Annotated in this window: 15 protein-coding genes and 1 tRNA gene; all 16 read right to left on the bottom strand. The window is 58.6% G+C overall.

Going from position 1 to position 18,266, the window contains the following annotated elements; all coding sequences use genetic code 11:
• Positions 1-15 precede the first annotated feature (15 nt).
• The 16 genes from truB to nuoE all read right to left on the bottom strand — a co-directional run bounded on the left by truB (position 16) and on the right by nuoE (position 18,258).
• Positions 16-939, bottom strand: a complete 924-nt coding sequence (truB, locus tag Ga0074115_RS04975) for a tRNA pseudouridine(55) synthase TruB (RefSeq protein WP_005965046.1) — start codon at positions 937-939, stop codon at positions 16-18.
• Positions 940-1,021: 82 nt separating this feature from the next.
• The gene (gene rbfA, locus Ga0074115_RS04980) at positions 1,022-1,390 is read right to left on the bottom strand and encodes a 30S ribosome-binding factor RbfA (protein ID WP_057956294.1); all 369 of its coding nucleotides are present in this window, start codon (positions 1,388-1,390) and stop codon (positions 1,022-1,024) included.
• A 3-nt stretch (positions 1,391-1,393) separates the two neighbouring features.
• Positions 1,394-4,015: a translation initiation factor IF-2 gene (infB, locus tag Ga0074115_RS04985; protein ID WP_060528275.1), complete on the bottom strand. Its 2,622-nt coding sequence runs from the start codon at positions 4,013-4,015 to the stop codon at positions 1,394-1,396.
• 68 nt (positions 4,016-4,083) lie between these two features.
• Complete coding sequence (gene nusA, locus Ga0074115_RS04990) at positions 4,084-5,577, bottom strand: transcription termination factor NusA (RefSeq protein ID WP_060528276.1); 1,494 nt, start codon at positions 5,575-5,577, stop codon at positions 4,084-4,086.
• A gap of 15 nt (positions 5,578-5,592) precedes the next feature.
• Positions 5,593-6,051 (bottom strand): ribosome maturation factor RimP, encoded by a 459-nt coding sequence (rimP, locus tag Ga0074115_RS04995; protein WP_057956291.1) that lies wholly within the window; start codon positions 6,049-6,051, stop codon positions 5,593-5,595.
• Positions 6,052-6,208: 157 nt separating this feature from the next.
• Positions 6,209-6,285: transfer RNA gene (locus Ga0074115_RS05000), tRNA-Met, on the bottom strand.
• A 125-nt stretch (positions 6,286-6,410) separates the two neighbouring features.
• A complete protein-coding gene (nuoN, locus tag Ga0074115_RS05005; RefSeq protein ID WP_057956290.1) occupies positions 6,411-7,877 on the bottom strand; it encodes an NADH-quinone oxidoreductase subunit NuoN in 1,467 nt (488 codons plus the stop codon).
• 27 nt (positions 7,878-7,904) lie between these two features.
• Positions 7,905-9,419, bottom strand: coding sequence for an NADH-quinone oxidoreductase subunit M (locus Ga0074115_RS05010; protein ID WP_060528277.1), 1,515 nt, complete (start codon positions 9,417-9,419; stop codon positions 7,905-7,907).
• Positions 9,420-9,439: 20 nt separating this feature from the next.
• Positions 9,440-11,434 carry an NADH-quinone oxidoreductase subunit L gene (gene nuoL / locus Ga0074115_RS05015; protein WP_060528278.1) on the bottom strand — a complete coding sequence of 665 codons (1,995 nt, stop codon included), beginning with the start codon at positions 11,432-11,434 and terminating at the stop codon, positions 9,440-9,442.
• A 134-nt stretch (positions 11,435-11,568) separates the two neighbouring features.
• Positions 11,569-11,874 (bottom strand): NADH-quinone oxidoreductase subunit NuoK, encoded by a 306-nt coding sequence (nuoK, locus tag Ga0074115_RS05020; RefSeq protein WP_005961591.1) that lies wholly within the window; start codon positions 11,872-11,874, stop codon positions 11,569-11,571.
• 11 nt (positions 11,875-11,885) lie between these two features.
• Positions 11,886-12,488: an NADH-quinone oxidoreductase subunit J gene (locus Ga0074115_RS05025; RefSeq protein WP_060528297.1), complete on the bottom strand. Its 603-nt coding sequence runs from the start codon at positions 12,486-12,488 to the stop codon at positions 11,886-11,888.
• A gap of 36 nt (positions 12,489-12,524) precedes the next feature.
• Positions 12,525-13,013 carry an NADH-quinone oxidoreductase subunit NuoI gene (nuoI, locus tag Ga0074115_RS05030; RefSeq protein ID WP_057956023.1) on the bottom strand — a complete coding sequence of 163 codons (489 nt, stop codon included), beginning with the start codon at positions 13,011-13,013 and terminating at the stop codon, positions 12,525-12,527.
• A gap of 13 nt (positions 13,014-13,026) precedes the next feature.
• Entirely contained in the window at positions 13,027-14,082 is a 1,056-nt protein-coding gene (gene nuoH, locus Ga0074115_RS05035; RefSeq protein ID WP_060528279.1) for an NADH-quinone oxidoreductase subunit NuoH, read from the bottom strand.
• A 3-nt stretch (positions 14,083-14,085) separates the two neighbouring features.
• A complete protein-coding gene (gene nuoG / locus Ga0074115_RS05040; RefSeq protein ID WP_057956021.1) occupies positions 14,086-16,446 on the bottom strand; it encodes an NADH-quinone oxidoreductase subunit NuoG in 2,361 nt (786 codons plus the stop codon).
• Positions 16,447-16,463: 17 nt separating this feature from the next.
• Positions 16,464-17,747 (bottom strand): NADH-quinone oxidoreductase subunit NuoF, encoded by a 1,284-nt coding sequence (gene nuoF / locus Ga0074115_RS05045; RefSeq protein WP_006474948.1) that lies wholly within the window; start codon positions 17,745-17,747, stop codon positions 16,464-16,466.
• Between the two features lie 4 nt (positions 17,748-17,751).
• The gene (gene nuoE / locus Ga0074115_RS05050; RefSeq protein WP_005961580.1) at positions 17,752-18,258 is read right to left on the bottom strand and encodes an NADH-quinone oxidoreductase subunit NuoE; all 507 of its coding nucleotides are present in this window, start codon (positions 18,256-18,258) and stop codon (positions 17,752-17,754) included.
• Positions 18,259-18,266: the final 8 nt, after the last annotated feature.

Consider the following 18,266-nt stretch of genomic DNA (forward strand, 5'->3'; position numbering starts at 1 on the left):
ACACCTTAGTCGGTCTTAATTCGCTGCCTGCATCATACGCTTGGGGGCGACCCGACCATCATCGAGGATCTGGCCCACACCGATGAACTCGTCACCGTTGGCGTAGAGCCGCACCCAACCTTCAGTGGGGGCCTTCGGCACCAGGATCGGCTGCCCCTGACGCAAGTAGAAAAGCATGTCAGGGGAGAGGACGACCTCTGGCCAGTTCTCCAAGGCGCTCTCCAGCGGCAGGAGCATCTGGTCCATCTCATCGAAGCGGCGCTCCTGCCAGGCCTCTTTGAGCTCGGCCAGAGTCACCATTTCGGCACCGTCATAGGGCCCAACCCCGGTGCGCCGCAGGCCGCTGACATAGGCGCCGCAGCCTAATGCCTTGCCGATATCCTCGGCGAGGGTCCGCACATAGGTGCCTTTGGAGCAGTGCACATCGAGCTCGAACTCGGGCAGCTCGCACGACAGTAACTCCAGCGCGTGAATATGGATGGTGCGCGGCTCGCGCTCCACCTCGATACCCTTACGCGCCAGATTGTAGAGGCGCTCGCCCTTGTGTTTGATGGCGGAGTACATCGGCGGTAGCTGTTGCTGCTCGCCGCGAAAGTCAGCGAGCGTGTCACGGATCTGCGCCTCGCTAACCCCGGAGGCATCCCGCTCTTCAACCACCTCGCCCTCGGCATCGGCTGTGGTGGTAGTCACCCCGAGCCGGATCCGCACCTGGTAGTGTTTGTCTGCATCGAGCAGAAACGCCGACAGCTTGGTCGCCTCGCCAAAGCAGATCGGCAACAGGCCAGTGGCAAGCGGATCGAGGCTGCCGGTATGGCCCGCCTTCGCCGCCTTGTAGAAAAACTTGACCTCCTGCAAGGCCTTGTTCGAGGTAATGCCTTCCGGCTTATCCAGCAGGAACACACCGCTGATATTGCGCCCCCGATTGCGACCACGTCCCATCTTCTACTTCAACTCTCTAATCTGAGGCTAACCGGCGCTGCCTTGATGGCAACCGATCGGGCCAGGTAATACCAATACCGGATTATTCCGGTTCGTCAGCGGTGCGGCTCACCGCCTCTTCAATCAGCTGCGTCAGATGCTGGCCCCGCCCTACCGACTCATCAAAAACAAACTTGAGCTTGGGCACTGTGCGAATCTTCAGCCCCTGCCCCAACAGCCAGCGCAGATGGCTCGCCTGCTGGTTCAGCAGCTTGGTGCACTCCGCCAGGCTGAGACTGGCGCTCATCACGGTATAGAAGACCTTGGCGACAGACAGATCACGTACCACCCGGACCTCCTGGATGGTGACCATGCCAAGGCCCGGATCACCGACCTCGCTACGGATCAGCTCTGCCAGATCGCGCTGGATCTGTGCACCAACCCGGTCGCTACGCTTAAAATCACGCGCCATGGCTTACTCGATCACCCGTGCCACTTCGGTGCGTTCGAATACCTCGATCTGGTCGCCTGGCTGCACGTCATTGTAGTTTTTCACGCCGATACCGCACTCGGTGCCCGCCTTGACCTCACTGACGTCGTCCTTGAAGCGACGCAGCGACTCTAGTGAGCCTTCGTAGATCACCACATTGTCGCGCAGCACGCGGATCGGATTGTTGCGCTTGACTGTACCCTCGGTGACCATGCAGCCGGCAATGGCACCGATCTTGGAGTTGCGAAACACGTCGCGCACCTCGGCCATACCGATGATCTCCTCACGGATCTCCGGTGAGAGCATGCCGCTGAGGGCCTTTTTCACATCATCAATGATCTCGTAGATGATGCTGTAGTAGCGCATGTCGATGCCCTGCTCCTCCACCACCCGGCGCGCGCCGGCATCGCCACGCACGTTGAAGCCGATGATGATGGCGCCGGAAGTGACCGCCAGGTTGGCGTCCGATTCGGTGATACCGCCAACTCCGGAGGCAACCACCCGCACCTTCACCTCGTCGGTGGAGGTCTTCACCAGGGACTCTTTAAGCGCCTCCACCGAGCCCTGCACGTCTGCCTTGAGGATAACGTTGAGGGTCTGGGTCTCACCCTCGGCCATCTTGCTGAACATCTCATCGAGCTTGGCCGCCTTCTGTGCTGCCAGGCGGGTATCGCGCTGGCGCTCATGACGCAGTTCGGCTAGCTCACGGGCGCGCCGTTCATCGCTCATCACGCGCATGTCGTCACCCGCTTCGGGAGTGCCGGAGAGGCCCAACACCACCACCGGGATCGAGGGACCGGCCGACTTCACTGAGTGGCCGTTCTCGTCGAACATAGCACGCACCCGGCCGAACTCCCGACCCGAGACGATCATGTCGCCACGCTTGAGGGTACCGGAACGTACCAACACAGTAGCCACCGGACCGCGCCCCTTATCAAGGGAGGATTCGACGATGGAGCCAACAGCCGGGCCGTCAGCCACTGCCTTCAGCTCCAGTACCTCCGACTGCAGCAGGATCGCGTCAAGCAGTTCGTCGATGCCCTGACCTGTCTTTGCAGAGACCCGTATAAACTGAGTATCGCCACCCCACTCCTCGGGAATCACCTCCTCCTGGGAGAGTTCCTGGATCACCCGGTCGGGGTTAGCATCCTCTTTGTCGATCTTGTTGATCGCCACGATCAGCGGCACATCAGCGGCCTTGGCGTGCTGGATTGCCTCTTTGGTCTGTGGCATCACGCCATCATCGGCGGCCACCACCAGGATTACGATATCGGTGACCTTGGCGCCGCGGGCACGCATCGCGGTAAAAGCAGCGTGGCCGGGGGTATCGAGGAAGGAAACGGTACCTTTCTTGGTATCCACATGGTAGGCACCGATGTGCTGGGTGATGCCGCCGGCTTCGCCCGCCGCCACCCGGCTGGTGCGGATGTAATCGAGCAACGAGGTCTTGCCGTGGTCGACATGGCCCATGATGGTGACCACCGGCGGGCGTGTCACCGCCTCGCCCAGCATCTCGCTATCTTCATCCGCACTCAGTAGCTCCGCCTCGACATCCTCGTCCTTCTGTTCGACCGGGGTATGCCCCAGCTCTTCCACCACCAGCACGGCGGTATCCCGGTCGAGCGGCTGGTTGATGGTGACCATCATGCCCATCTTCATCAGCACCTTGATCACCTCGGCCGCCTTCAACGCCATGCGCTGAGCCAGTTCCGCCACGGCAATGCTCTCTGGGATCAGTACCTCACGCACCACCGGTGCGGTGGGGCGCTTGAAGCCATGCTCCTGATTCTCCGGCGCCGCACCCTGACGTCCGCGCCGACGCGCTCCAGGCGGCTGCCTCTTTTTGCGCTTGCCGCGTTTGTCTGCTGAAACATGCAGCTCTTTGCGGGCGAAGCGGGAATCTTTACCCGGACCTTTGCTTTCGGCCGGTTTTTTGGGCTCACTCCGTGGCTTAGCGGCACGCCCGGCCTCTTTCTGCTTGCGCGCCTCTTCTTCCTGGCGCTTCAGCTCAGCCTGTTTGCGCTGCTCTTCTTCGGCAGCCAGGCGAAGCTTTTCCTCTTTTTGGCGCAACTCTTCCGCTGCTTTTGCCTCCTGTTCCGCCTTGAGACGGCCTGCCGCCTCTTCGGCGTGCTGCCTCTCCTGCTCAGCATTACGCCGCGCCTCGGCCTCGGCCTCGATCTTGGCCTGCTCGGCCGCCTGTGCCTCGAGCGCCTTACGCGCCTCTTCAGCCTCTTTCAGGGCAGATTCGCTGGTCTCTACCGCACTGCGTTTCACATAGGTCCGCTTCTTGCGTACCTCCACGCTGACGGTTTTACTGGCGCCGACAGGCGCTCTCCGACTCGGGGTGCTGCGTCCACTTGCCGTGGGCTGGCGCAGTTCGCTCACGGTTTTGCGTCGCAGCGTCACCTTGCTCGGCGAGCTGACAATCGACTTCCCCTGTTTGCCATGGCTTTTGCGCAGATGGCTGAGCAGGCGCGATTTTTCCTCATCGCTAATCGGGTCGTCGAGACCTTTGGCCTGAATACCGGCATCGACCAGCTGTCCCAACAGACGATCTGCGGGAATACCAACCACCTTTGCAAGCTGCGCTACGGTTACTTCGCTCATTTATTCAGGCCTCTCGGGTTTGCCTTTCCTTCGTGTTGCTGTGCAACTTGTTCTCATTGTCGCCCAGACTACTCTGCGTCTTCGAACCAGGGCGCACGCGCGGTGATGATCAGCTTACCAGCCCGCTCTTCATCCATGCCTTCGACGTCCATCAGGTCATCCACCGACTGCTCCGCCAGATCCTCCATGGTGGCGATGCCGTGGCTCGCCAGCAGATAGGCCAGGTCCTTGTCCATACCGTCCATTGTTAACAGGTCTTCAGCCGGCTCGGCAAACGCCTCTTCCTTGGCGATCGCCTTGGTCAGCAGCACATCCTTGGCACGGTTGCGCAGCTCGTCTACCAGATCATCATCGAACTCTTCGATGCTCAGCATCTCTTCGATCGGCACATAGGCCACCTCGTCAACGCTGGTGAAGCCCTCCTGCACCAGAATGGTGGCGACATCCTCGTCCACACCAAGATGCTCCATGAAGGCTTCGATGAAGCCACGCGACTCCTGATCGCTCTTCTCTGCCGCCTGGGCCTCGTCCATCACGTTGAGCTCCCAGCCCGTCAGCTGGCTGGCCAGGCGCACATTCTGTCCGCCCCGCCCGATCGCCTGGGATAGGTTCTCCTCGCTGACCGCCACATCCATGGCGTGCCGGTCCTCATCTACTACGATGGATACTACATCCGCCGGCGACATGGCGTTGATCACGAACTGCGCAGGGTTATCGTTCCATAGGATGATATCAACCCGCTCGCCGTTGAGTTCGTTGGAGACCGCCTGCACTCGCGAACCGCGCATGCCGACACAGGCGCCGACCGGGTCGATGCGTGAGTCGAGGGCCTTAACCGCGATCTTGGCGCGCAGACCGGCGTCGCGGGCGGCGCCGCGGATCTCGATCAGCCCCTCGCCGACCTCGGGCACCTCCAACTTAAAGAGTTCGATCAGCAATTCCGGCATAGTGCGGCTGACAAACAGTTGCGGCCCGCGGACCTCAGAGCGGATCTCGTAGAGATAGCCGCGGATGCGATCGCCTACCCGCACCGCCTCTTTCGGGATCATGTGTTCACGACCGATAAAGGCCTCAGCGTTGCCACCGAGATCGAGAAATACGTTGCCGCGGTCGACCCGCTTGACCACGCCGGTGACCAGTTCGCCCTTGCGGTCTTCATAGGCGGCCACGACCTTGGCGCGCTCGGCTTCGCGCACCTTCTGTACGATCACCTGTTTGGCGGCCTGGGCGGCAATGCGACCAAACTCAATTGAGTCGATCTCTTCTTCGATGAAGTCACCGATCTGGATGTCGGGTTGCTGCTCTTTGGCTGCGTCGAAAGTGATCTGACGTAGTGGCGCATCCGGTTCATCACTGGAGTAGTCTTCCACCACTTCCCAGCGGCGAAAGCTCTCGTAGTCACCACTGGTGCGGTCGATCTCGACCCGGACCAGGATATCGTCGCCGTTTTTTTTGCGCGTAGCGGATGCCAGGGCGGCTTCAATCGCCTCGAAGATAATTACCTTCTCCACGCCCTTTTCATTCGAAACAGCGTCAACAACCAGCAGAATTTCTTTACTCATCTGTTGTTACCCAATTCAGAATTTCGGTATCAAACGGGCTGAATCTATCTCATCCAGCGGAATGGCGTGCTGCTTGCCATCCTCTTCCAGCAGGATAGTGTTGCCTTCCAAACCGCTCAGCGTTCCGCTGAAGCGGCGCTGATTGCCTATCTTCATGCGAGTTTTCACACGAACCCGCTGGCCTTTGAATCGCTCAAAGTCTGCCGCTTCAAACAGCGGCCGATCGAGACCCGGCGAGGAGACCTCCAGGTCATACTTCTCCTTGATCGGATCCTCTACATCGAGCACACCGCTCACCTGGTGACTCACCTGGGCGCAATCATCGACATTGATGCCCTGCTCATGATCAATGTAGATGCGCAGCAGCAGATTGCCTCTTGGGCCACTGGTCGACTCGACACCCACCAGTTCATAGCCGAGCAGGTCGACCTCCTGGCGAATCAGTTGAATCAGTTTATCCGGTGCTGAGCGCATTTATTCTCCGCAATAAAAAATGGGCTCAAGGCCCATTCCAGCTGACTTCGACCCACCGCCGAAGATGCATATTGCAGTTACTGCATCTCCCTCTGGCCGTCCTGGGCGATCGGTGTCGAAAATAAAAAAACCCCGTAAAACGGGGTTTTTTATTATGTGGTAGCGGGGGCAGGATTTGAACCTACGACCTTCGGGTTATGAGCCCGACGAGCTACCAGACTGCTCCACCCCGCATCAACGCCGCGAATACTACTTCGATTGGTGCCCCATGGCAAGAACTATTTCACAATTATTAGCCCCAAGCAGTAATGTCCCCTTTTCCTGTCAGGAGTTGACAGGACTATTTTACAATCCGGGAATCATCCGCCAATTGCACTGTTACAGATCGAGAGCAACCCTGCAGGGAACAGGCCAAGCAGCAGCACCGCCAGTCCATTCAGCGACAGTACGATCTGTGTATCCGCACCCACAACGAGTGGTTGCTCATCAACCGGCTTGTCGAAGTACATCAGCTTAATCATGCGGATATAGTAGAAGGCACCAATGATCGAGAAGAAAACGCCTACCATAGCCACCCAGGTGAGATCGACACTGATCACAGCATCCAGCACGAACAGTTTAGCGAAGAAACCGACTGTCGGCGGTACCCCGGCCATCGAGAACATCAGCAACAGCATCATCGCAGCGAACCAGGGATTGCGCTGGTTGAGGCCCTTGAAATCATCCAGACTCTCAGCCTCGAAACCGCGCCGGCTCAGGGCGATAACGATACCGAAGCCACCCAGCGACATCACAGCATAGACCAGAGTGTAGAACATCGCTGCGGTGTAGCCTTCGGCAGTACCCGCCAGTATGCCCAACATGATGAACCCCACATGGGAGATGGTCGAGTAGGCCAGCATGCGTTTGATGTTGGTCTGCACCACCGCCACCAGGTTACCTATACCCATCGAGAGTACGGCAAGGATGATCAACATCCCCTGCCAGCCCTGCATGCCGCCATGCAGCCCCTGCATACCGTTCAGGCCTGCCATTCCATCCACCAGCAAACGCATCGCCAGCGCAAAGGCGGCGATCTTCGGTGCGCTGCTGAGAAATAGAGTCACCGCAGTCGGCGCACCATGGTAGACATCCGGCACCCACATGTGGAAAGGCACCGCACCCAGCTTAAAGGCCAGCCCGATCACCACGAACACCAGGCCGAACACCAACACCATGTTGTTCGGCTCGACGTCCTTGAGGGCCACCGCCAGCTCATCGAAACGCAACGTGCCGGTGGCGCCATAGATCATCGAGATGCCGTAGAGCAGCATCCCGGACGCGATGGCGCCGAGCACGAAATATTTCATCGCCGCCTCGGCGCCGTCTTTGCTGTCGCGATTAAAGGCGACCAACGCATACAGTGAGAGCGAGAGCAGCTCGAGACCGAGATAGACCACCAGAAAACTGTTGGCGGAGACCATAATGCTCATGCCAAGCACCGCAAACAGCCCCAGAGTATAGAACTCGCCCTTGAACAGGCCGCGCTGGCGCAGATAGTCCTTGGCATAGAGGAAGGCCACCAGACTGACCAGGTAGATCGCCACCTTCAGTACGTCCGCCATCGGATCACGCACATAGGAACCATCGAAGACGATCTCGACGCCCCCGCCAGAGACGCCTATAGCGACCGCAGCGCCGACAATCAGACCAAACTGAGTGATCGCATAGCTAACGATGCGGTGCTCATCCTTAAGATAGAGATCCACCACCAGCACTACGCAGGCCAGGGTCAGAATAACAATCTCCGGCAGGACCGGAACCAGTGTGGCTAAATCAAAATGCATCTGATGCTACCCGTGCGGATTACCCGATCAGAGTTTAGAGACCGAAATATGTTGCAGGAGATTGACGATGGAGGCGTCCATCACCTCCACCAGCGGCGCCGGCCAGAGCCCCAGGATCAACACCGCCACTGCCAGCGTACCAAGCACGACCAACTCGCGGCGATTCATATCCTGCAGCCCGGCAACACCTTCGCTCTCGACCGTGCCGAACACCACTCGTTTCACCATCCACAAGGTGTAAGCCGCGCCGATGATCAGCGTGGTCGCCGCCAGGAAGGCATACCAGAAGTCGGCCTGGAAGCTGGCCAGAATCACCATGAACTCGCCGACGAAACCGGAGGTGCCAGGCAAACCTGCATTGGCCATGGCAAAGAAGACCATGAAGGCGCCAAACACCGGCATGGTGTTGATCACACCACCGTAGTCGCCGATCTCACGGCTGTGCAGTCGATCGTAGAGAACCCCCACGCAGAGGAACATCGCCGCTGAGATAAAGCCGTGGGAGACCATCTGCACCATGCCACCCTCGACACCGAGGATTGCACCGGAGGCATCGCTGGAACCAGAAGATATGGTGAAGACGATGAAGAAGCCGAGGGTGACAAAACCCATATGGGCGATAGACGAATAGGCGATCAGCTTCTTCATGTCCTGCTGTACCAGCGCAACAAAACCGATATAGACCACCGCAATCAAGGACATACCGATGATCAGCCAGTCGAGTGAGTGGCTGGCGTCGGGTGTGATCGGCAGACTGAAGCGCAGGAAGCCATAGCCTCCGATCTTCAGCATGATCGCCGCCAGGATCACAGAACCGCCAGTGGGCGCCTCGACATGGGCATCCGGCAACCAGGTGTGGACCGGCCACATCGGCACCTTCACGGCAAATGCCAACAGAAAGGCGATAAAGATCAGGATCTGTTCGTTCAGACCCAGCTTGAGGTCATGAAAACCGAGGATCTCGAAACTGCCCGACTGAAAGAACATATAGATCAGTGCGACCAGCATGAAGACTGAGCCAAGAAAAGTGTAGAGGAAAAACTTGATGGTGGCGTAGACGCGGTTCGGCCCACCCCAGACACCGATGATGACGAACATCGGAATCAGCATCGATTCCCAGAACACATAGAAGAGCATTGCATCAAGGGCAGAGAAGACGCCCACCATGACACCCTCCATGATCAGAAAGGCTGCCATGTATTGTGAGGGTTTGTACTGAATCACCTCCCAACCGGCGATCACCACTAGCGGGGTGATGAAGGTGGTCAACACGATCAACGGCATCGAGATGCCATCGACACCCATGTAATACTCGACATTGAGTAGAGGGATCCAAGCAGCACGCTCGACAAACTGCATCTCGGCGGTCGAGCTATCGAAGCCGAACCAGAGTGGCAGGCTCACGATAAAGGTGAGCAGCGCAATGATCAGTGCAGTCCAGCGAGTTGCATTAGGTTCACGATCACCACTGGCGAGCACCACGGCGCCGCCGATGATAGGCAGCCAAACGGTAAGGCTGAGGATTGGCCAATCCGCAATCATGCTTTGTATCCTTCGTCTTCTTATACAATCACGAACCAGGTCAGCATCAGCAGCAAACCCAGAATCATGGCAATCGCATAGTGATAGAGGTAACCGGTCTGCACATGCCGCACCACACCGGCAATCCAGCCCACGCTGCGCGCTGATCCGTTGACCAGCAGGCCATCGATCAAAGTGCGGTCACCGACAAACCAGAACAGCTTACCGATCAGGCGGCTGCCACCGGCAAACACCAGCTGATAGGCCTCATCGAACCAGTACTTTTTATCCAGCAGAGTGTAGAGTGGCGCTGCCTTCGACTTGATCCGCTCGGCAATTGATGGATCCTTCATATAGATGTACCAGGCGGTGAGAAAACCACCCAGTGCCAACCAGAACGGCAGACCCATCATGCCATGCAGGATAAAGCCTGCAGAACCGTGGAATTGCTCACCCATTTCGGCCAGCACATTATGCTGCGCTGACACATGCAGCACACCGCTGAACCAGTCACCGAACAGCATCGGTTCTATAGTCAGATAGCCAAGACCAACGGATGGGATCGCCAACAGAATCAGCGGTATCGTCACCACCTTTGGGGTCTCATGAATATGCTCTTTGGCATGTTCATCACGCGGCCCCTCGCCGTGGAACACCAGAAAGAACATACGGAAGCTGTAAAGCGCGGTGACAAATACCCCGGCCACCACCAGCAGATAGGCATAGCCTGCGCCCGCCACGCTGGAGTGGTGCACCGCTTCGATGATCGCATCTTTGGAGAAGAAACCGGAGAAGCCGGGGAAACCGATCAGCGCCAGTGAACCGATCAGCGAGGTCCAGTAGGTGATCGGCATGTACTTCTTGATGCCACCCATGTTGCGGATATCTTGATCGTGGTGCATACCGATGATCACAGAGCCGGCGGCAAGGAACAGCAGCGCCTTGAAGAAAGCGTGAGTCATCAGGTGGAAGATACCAGCGGCATAGGCCGATGCGCCCAACGCCACCATCATGTAACCCAGCTGTGACAGGGTCGAATAGGCCACCACCCGTTTGATATCGTTCTGCACTATGCCGATCAGGCCAGTGAAGAAAGCGGTGGTAGCACCGATCACCAGCACGAAGCTGAGCGCGGTCTCGGACAACTCATAGAGCGGCGACATACGCGCCACCATGAAGATACCGGCAGTGACCATGGTCGCGGCGTGGATCAAGGCCGAGATCGGGGTCGGACCTTCCATCGAGTCGGGCAGCCAGACATGCAGCGGCACCTGCGCCGACTTACCCATGGCGCCGATAAACAGCAGGATACCGATCGCCGACATCAGTGAGACACCGCCAAAGATATCGATCTGCTTGTCGGCAAAGCCCTTGCTTGGATCCATCGCCAGCTCGAACACCTCGCGATAATCGAGACTACCGAAGTACATCACAATCGCGGCAATGCCGAGAATAAAGCCAAAGTCACCCACCCGGTTGACCAGGAACGCCTTCAGGTTGGCAAAGATTGCAGTCGGACGCACCGACCAGAAGCCGATCAGCAGATAGGAGACCAGGCCCACCGCCTCCCAGCCGAAGAACAGCTGCATGAAATTGTTGGACATCACCAACATCAACATGGAGAAGGTGAACAACGAAATGTAGCTGAAGAAACGCTGGTAGCTATTGCGCCCGGCAAGACTCTCTTTCGGCCAGTTGTGCTCGTCGTCCGCCATGTAACCGATGGTGTAGACATGCACGCAGAAGGAGACAAAGGTCACCACGCTGATCATCACGGCGGTCAGCTGATCAACCAGAAATCCCACCTCCATGTTGATTCCGCCACTCACCATCCAGGTGTAAATCAGACCATTGAAAACCGCTTCAGCGTCGAGCGCAAAGCGCTTCAGAGTATAGAGCGACAGCAGCGCGGCGATGCCAACGCCAGCGGTGGTCACCCAGTGGGCACCCTTGCGACCGATACTGCCACCAAGGAAACCCGCGATAATGGCGCCCAACAGAGGGGCCAATACTATGATGAGGTATATATTTTCCATGGTTGTCTGTTTTCTACGCTATCCCCGGTCGAACGGTTCCCCGAACGTCCACTACAGCCCATTTGCAGAAATCTGCTCTGCACCTTGCCATTCTGATTCATGCGGAGCACGACATCGCGCACCCGCGCCGCACACTATCCCTTCAGGGCATCCATATCCTCAACATTGATGCTGCGCCTGCTGCGGAACAGCACCACCAGCAGCGCCAACCCGATTGCCGCCTCTGCTGCAGCCACCGTCAGGATAAAGAAGACGAACACCTGACCCGCGCTATCTCCGAGAAAATGGGAGAAGGCAACAAAGTTGATATTGACCGCCAACAGCATCAACTCGATACACATCAGCAGGATGATCACGTTCTTACGATTCAGGAAGATGCCTGCAATGCTCAGGGCAAACAGGATGGCACCTACCACAAGATAATCTGAAAGCGCTATCACTGACCCGACTCCTAACTCTTCTCTGCGTCCATCTGCACCATCCGCACCCGATCAGCACGCTTCACCACCACCTGTTGGGATGGATCGATGCTCTTGTTCTCAGGACGTTTACGCATGGTCAGTCTGATTGCAGCAATAATCGCCACCAGCAGGATCACCGCGGCAATCTCAAACGGATACATATAGACCGTGTAGAGCACGCTGCCGAGCTCCTCTGTATTGCTGTAGTCGGCTGCATGACGCGCAGGCGCTGCAAACTTCTCAAGACCAAAGTTCTGTGGTCCCACCACCAGCAACAGCTCTGCGCCCATCGCCACCGCCATCACCAGCCCGATCGGCAGATAGCGAATAAAGCCTGCCCGGAGGGTGGCGATCTCAATATCGAGCATCATCACCACAAACAGGAACAGCACCATCACCGCACCGACGTAGACCAGCACCAGGGTCATCGCGAGAAACTCCGCTTCCGCCAGCAGCCAGAGCCCGCTGGTTGCGATAAACGCAACGATCAAAAACAGCGCCGAGTGCACCGGATTGCGCCGGGTGATCACCATAGTGGCGGCAAAGATCAGGATCGCCGCCAAAACATAAAAGACAATCTTTTCAAAGGTCATCGGGGTCATCCAACCGGGTTGGCTAATCTTCCAGGCTCAGCGATATCTCGCCTGGGCCTCGATATCTGCTGCGAGCTGGGCCTCATACTTATCGCCCAGCGCCAGCAATTTCTGTTTTGTCATCACCGCATCTTCTCGGTTCTCAAAGTGATACTCGTAGATGCGGGTTTCGACGATCGCGTCCACCGGGCAGGACTCCTGACAGTAACCGCAGAAGATGCACTTGAACAGATCGATGTCGTAGCGTGTGGTGCGCCGCGAACCATCCTCACGGGGCGAAGCTTCGATAGTGATCGCCAGTGCCGGACAAGTCGCCTCACACAGCTTGCAAGCGATGCAACGCTCCTCGCCGTTGGCATAGCGACGCTGCGCGTGCAGACCACGAAAGCGCGGCGAGACTGGCGCCTTCTCCTCCGGATACATCACCGTGAACTTGCGCTTAAACAGGTAGCGTCCGGTCAGCCGCAGGCCACGCAACAGCTCCAGCAGGAACAGGCTCTTGAAATAGTTGGTCAGTGCATTCATTGGTCAGAGCCTCTCAATCGAACCACCAGGGGAGCTGATAGACCACCGCCAGACCCACCACTGCGATCCAGACGATGGTGATCGGGATGAACACCTTCCAGCCGAGCCGCATGATCTGGTCGTAGCGGTAACGCGGAAAGGTCGCACGCAACCAGAGAAACAGAAACATGAAGAACGCGGTCTTAAACACCAACCAGACAAAACCAGGCACCCAGTCGAACAGCGCACCGAGCAGCGGCCAGCCTTCAAAGGGGGAGAGCCAGCCACCCATGAACATCAGCGCGGTCAGCGCCGAGATCAGGATCATGTTGGCATACTCGGCGAGGAAGAAGGCGGCGAAGGTCATACCCGAATAATCGACATGGAAACCCGCCACGATCTCTGACTCACCCTCCGCCACGTCGAATGGCGCACGGTTCGACTCTGCCACGCCGGAGATCACATAGATCACAAACAGCGGCAACAATGGCAGCCAGAACCAGGAGAAGAGCCCGCCGTGCTGGGCATTAACGATGGCGCCTAGATTCAGGCTACCCGCCGCCACCAGCACACCCACCAGAGCAAAGCCCATGGCGATCTCGTAGGAGACGATCTGCGCCGCGGAGCGCATTGCACCAAGGAAGGCATATTTTGAGTTGGAGGCCCAACCGGCGATGATCACACCGTAGACCCCCAGCGAGGTCATCGCCAGGATATAGAGCAGACCGGCATTGATATTCGCCAGCACCAGCTCCTCACTGAACGGAAACACCGCCCAGGCGGCCAGTGCCGGCCCCAGAAACAGCGCCGGCGCAATCACGAACAGGATCTTGTTGGCGCTGCTCGGGATGACGATCTCTTTGAACATCAGCTTGACCGCGTCGGCGATCGGCTGCAGCCAGCCCTTCGGCCCGACCCGGTTGGGGCCAACACGCACCTGCATGTAGCCGATGATCTTGCGCTCGGCGTAGGTGAAGTAGGCCACCAGCAACATCAGCGGCGCAACGATCGCCACGATCTTCAGCAGGGTCCAGATCAGGGTCTGCAACCCCGCCGGCAGGAGTTCCCAGATGCTGATAAAAAATTCCATCGCTTATGCCTTCTCCAGGGTCACTTCGCCAAACTGTGGGCCCAGCGCCTGCGTGCCCTCCAGCCCGCTTGGAATCCAGACACATCCAGCGGGAACCCGTTCATCCACCTGCAACAGCAACTCGGCCCGGTTACCGTTCTGATCAGCGACCACTGAGGCGCCATCCTCCAGCCCGGCCTGACGCGCCACCTTACCATTCACGCGAATCAGCGCCGCTCGGGCATCCCCGGTCTGCTGCAACGATTTGGCCTGGCGCACCAGCAGATCAGTAGCGTAGATCGGCACCTCACCGACTCTCATCAGGCCACTGCCGCCACTTGCCAGCTCCACCGACTCGACTCTGCCAACCTGGTTATCAGGGATCGCACCGTCGCACACTGCGGTCAGCTCGTCGCGCACCTCTTCACAAGCGGTGTAGTCAAAGCCCTGCAGGTCAAGCAGATTGCCCAAAACCCGCAATACCTTCCAGGCCGGACGCGCCTCGCCCTGTGGCTTGACCGCACCACGGAACGACTGCCACTCGCCCGCCGCATTTACATAGCTACCGGCTGTCTCGGCGAAAGCTGCTATCGGCAGCTGGATATCGGCACAGCTGTCGAGAGAGGCCGTGCGATGGGTGGTCAGCGCCACCACCAGATCAGCGCTCTTCAGAGCTGACTGGGCGACAGCCGGATCCCAGCAGTCTGCCGCCGGCTCCACACCCATCAGCAGATAGGCCTTGAGCGGCAGTTTGAGCATCTTCAGCGCATCGTTGCCAGAATCCTCAGCACGTTTCGCGCCGGGCAGTAGATGGGGCGCTGCACCCGCCAACCGGGCCCCCACACTGTTGGCGGCGGCGGGGACCAACGCGAGCTTTGCTGCTGCCGCTTCAGCCACTGCCGCGGCAAGTCCACAGAGGATGGAGTAGTCGGGATGCGCCGAGGCCAGGGCGCCCAACATTACGCATGCATTGTTGGCCTGCTTCAGGGCGTTCGCTGCAGCCTTGGCAGCCTCATCCGCCTTGGCACCCTTGATCAACTTGCCCAGAGCGCCATCCGTAGAGGCACCCAGCGCACCGGCGATAGCCGCCAGCCTATCGACCATCTCTGCCGGGCTGCAGACCTGCTGCTCGGCGACATAGTTCAGGTCCAACTGCAGCGGCGTGATGTAGCGGATATCCGCCCCATCCAACGCCGCCTTGCGCAGGCGGTGCCCGAGAATCGGTTGTTCTTTACGTAGATTGCAGCCAACCAGCAGCGCCGCATCGAGCTGTTCAAGATCAGCGATCGGCATGCCCAGCCAAGCCAGTTCAGGCTCGGCGCCATCCAGGCGGAAATCGCCCTGGCGCAGCCGGTGGTCGATATGACTGCTGCCGAGAGCACGAGTGATCTTCTGCGCCAGGTAGAGCTCTTCAAGCGTCGATGTGGGCGACACTAGGCTGCCGATCTGATCGCCACTGCCCACCTCACGCAGGCCCGCGGCCGCCATCTCCAGCGCCATCTCCCAGCTGCTCTCCTGCCACTCGCCATTCTTCTTCACCATCGGGCTGGTGAGGCGGTTGTCGCTGTTCAGCCCTTCGTAGCTGAAGCGGTCGCGATCGGAGATCCAACTCTCGTTGATCGACTCGTTGTCGCGCGGATGGACCCGCATCACGCGATTACCACGCAGGTGCAGGTTGATATTGGAACCCACCGAGTCGTGGGGTGCTATGCCTTCGACTTGGACCAATTCCCAAGCGCGGGCGGAGAAGCGAAAGGGTTTGGAGGTCAGCGCGCCCACCGGGCAGAGATCGATGATGTTGCCGGAGAGCTCCGAATCGACAGTCTTCGCCACATAGGTACCGATCACCATGTGCTCACCGCGACCGGTGGCACCCAGTTCACGGATGCCGGCGATCTCGTCACCGAAGCGCACGCAGCGCGTACAGTGGATGCAGCGGGTCATATCGGTGGCGATCAGCGGACCGATATCCTTCTGCGGCACCACCCGCTTACCCTCGGCAAAGCGGGAGACATCACTGCCGTAGCCCATCGCCACGTCCTGCAGCTCACACTCACCACCCTGATCACAAATTGGGCAATCGAGCGGATGGTTGATCAGCAGAAACTCCATGGTGCCCTTCTGCGCTGCCAGCGCCTTGGGCGAGCGGGTCTGCACCTTCATGCCATCCATTACCGGCGTGGCGCAAGCTGGCATCGGCTTGGGGGCGTTTTCCACCTCCACCAGACACTGGCGGCAGTTGGCGGAGATCGACAATTTTTTGTGATAACAGAATCGAGGGATGCTGATGCCTGCCTCATCGGTGACTTCGATGAGCATCGCGCCGGGCTTCGCCTGCAGCGGCTGGCCGTTCACCTCGATGGTTACCATGGATTCCTCAGTCATTGGCGTGCTTCGTCCCTTTACTGAGTCTGGCCATTACCGACCATGCATCTCTGATGATCGATGTGGTATTGGAATTCATCCCGGAAGTACTTGAGCATGCCCTGCACCGGCATTGCCGCCGCATCGCCCAAGGCGCAGATGGTGCGTCCGGCGATCTTCGCAGCCACATCATCCAGCAGATCCAGATCCTCCTGGCAACCCTTGCCGTTCTCAATCCGGCTCACCACCCGATAGAGCCAACCGGTGCCTTCCCGGCAGGGGGTGCACTGGCCGCAGGACTCTTCATGGTAGAAGTAGGACATGCGTTCCAGCACCCTGACCATGCAGTTGGTGTCATCGAGCACGATTACCGCGCCTGAGCCCAACATCGAACCGGCGTTGGCGATGGCATCGTAGTCCATGGTCAGATCCATCATCATCTCGCCGGGGATGACCGGAGAGGAGGAGCCGCCGGGGATCACCGCCTTGATCTTGCGCCCATCCTTCATGCCACCGGCCATCTCCAACAGTTCAGAGAAGGGGGTGCCCATGGGGATCTCGAACACACCGGGGTTGTTCAGATTGCCGGAGATGGAGAAGAGTTTGGAACCGCCGCTGTTCTTTACGCCCACGTCAGCGAACCACTTACCGCCCTTCTCCAGGATCATCGGGATCGAGGCGAGGGATTCGGTGTTGTTGATGATGGTGGGTCGGCCGTAGAGACCAAAGTGGGCCGGAAACGGCGGCTTGAAGCGCGGCTGCCCCTTTTTACCCTCGATCGACTCGAGCAGCGCGGTCTCCTCACCGCAGACGTAGGCGCCCGCGCCGAGATGGGCGTGCAGTTCAAAGTCAAAGCCGGAGCCGAACAGATCCTCGCCGAGCAAGCCGGCTGCGCGGGCCTCTTCCAGGGCCGCCTCGAAGCGTTCGTAAGGCTCCCAGAACTCACCGCGGATGTAATTGTAGCCGCAGGTGGCGCCGATGCAGTAGCCGGCGATGATCATGCCCTCGATCAGCTGATGCGGGTTGTAGCGCAGGATGTCGCGATCCTTGAAGGTACCCGGCTCGCCCTCGTCCGAGTTGCAAACCACATATTTCTGACCCGGTGCGTTGCGGGTGATAAAGCTCCATTTCAGGCCGGTGGGAAAGCCCGCGCCGCCACGGCCGCGCAAACCGGATTGCTTTACCTCTTCGATGAGCTGTTCGGGCGGTGTCTTCTCTTTGAGGATCTTCTTCAGTACCTCATAGCCGCCACGGCTCTGGTACTGCTCCAGTAGCCAGGGACGCTCCTGATCGAGGTTACGTAAACAGACTTCGTTCGCCATCCGCCTACTCCAGCCCATCGAGAATCGAATCGACGATCTCGGGGGTAAGGTTTTCGTAATACTGCCGTCCGATCTGCATCATCGGCGCGCCACCGCAGGCACCCAGGCACTCCACCTCTTTCAGAGTGAAGCGGCCATCTTCAGTCGTCTGCCCGAGACCGATGCCGAGACGTTTCTCCAGATGCTCGACGATGCGATCGGAGTTGTTGATCATGCAGGAGACGTTGGTGCAGATGCAGATCTTATGCTTGCCGACCGGTTTCAACTCATACATCGAGTAGAAGGTCGCCACCTCGTAGACCGCAATCGGCGCCATATCAAGATAGGCAGCCACGTCGTCCATCAGCGCAGTGGTCAGCCAGCCGCCATTGGCATCCTGGACGATACGCAGTGCGGCCATCACTGCAGACTGCCTCCACTCCGCCGGGTATTTAGCCACCCAACGATCGATCTCTTCTCGCACCTCAGAGGAGAAGAGTTCCACTTTGTTGTTTGCTTCTGTCGTGCTCATTTCACAGC

Source organism: endosymbiont of Ridgeia piscesae (assembly GCF_001443665.1).
GTDB classification, from domain to species: domain Bacteria; phylum Pseudomonadota; class Gammaproteobacteria; order Chromatiales; family Chromatiaceae; genus Endoriftia; species Endoriftia persephonae.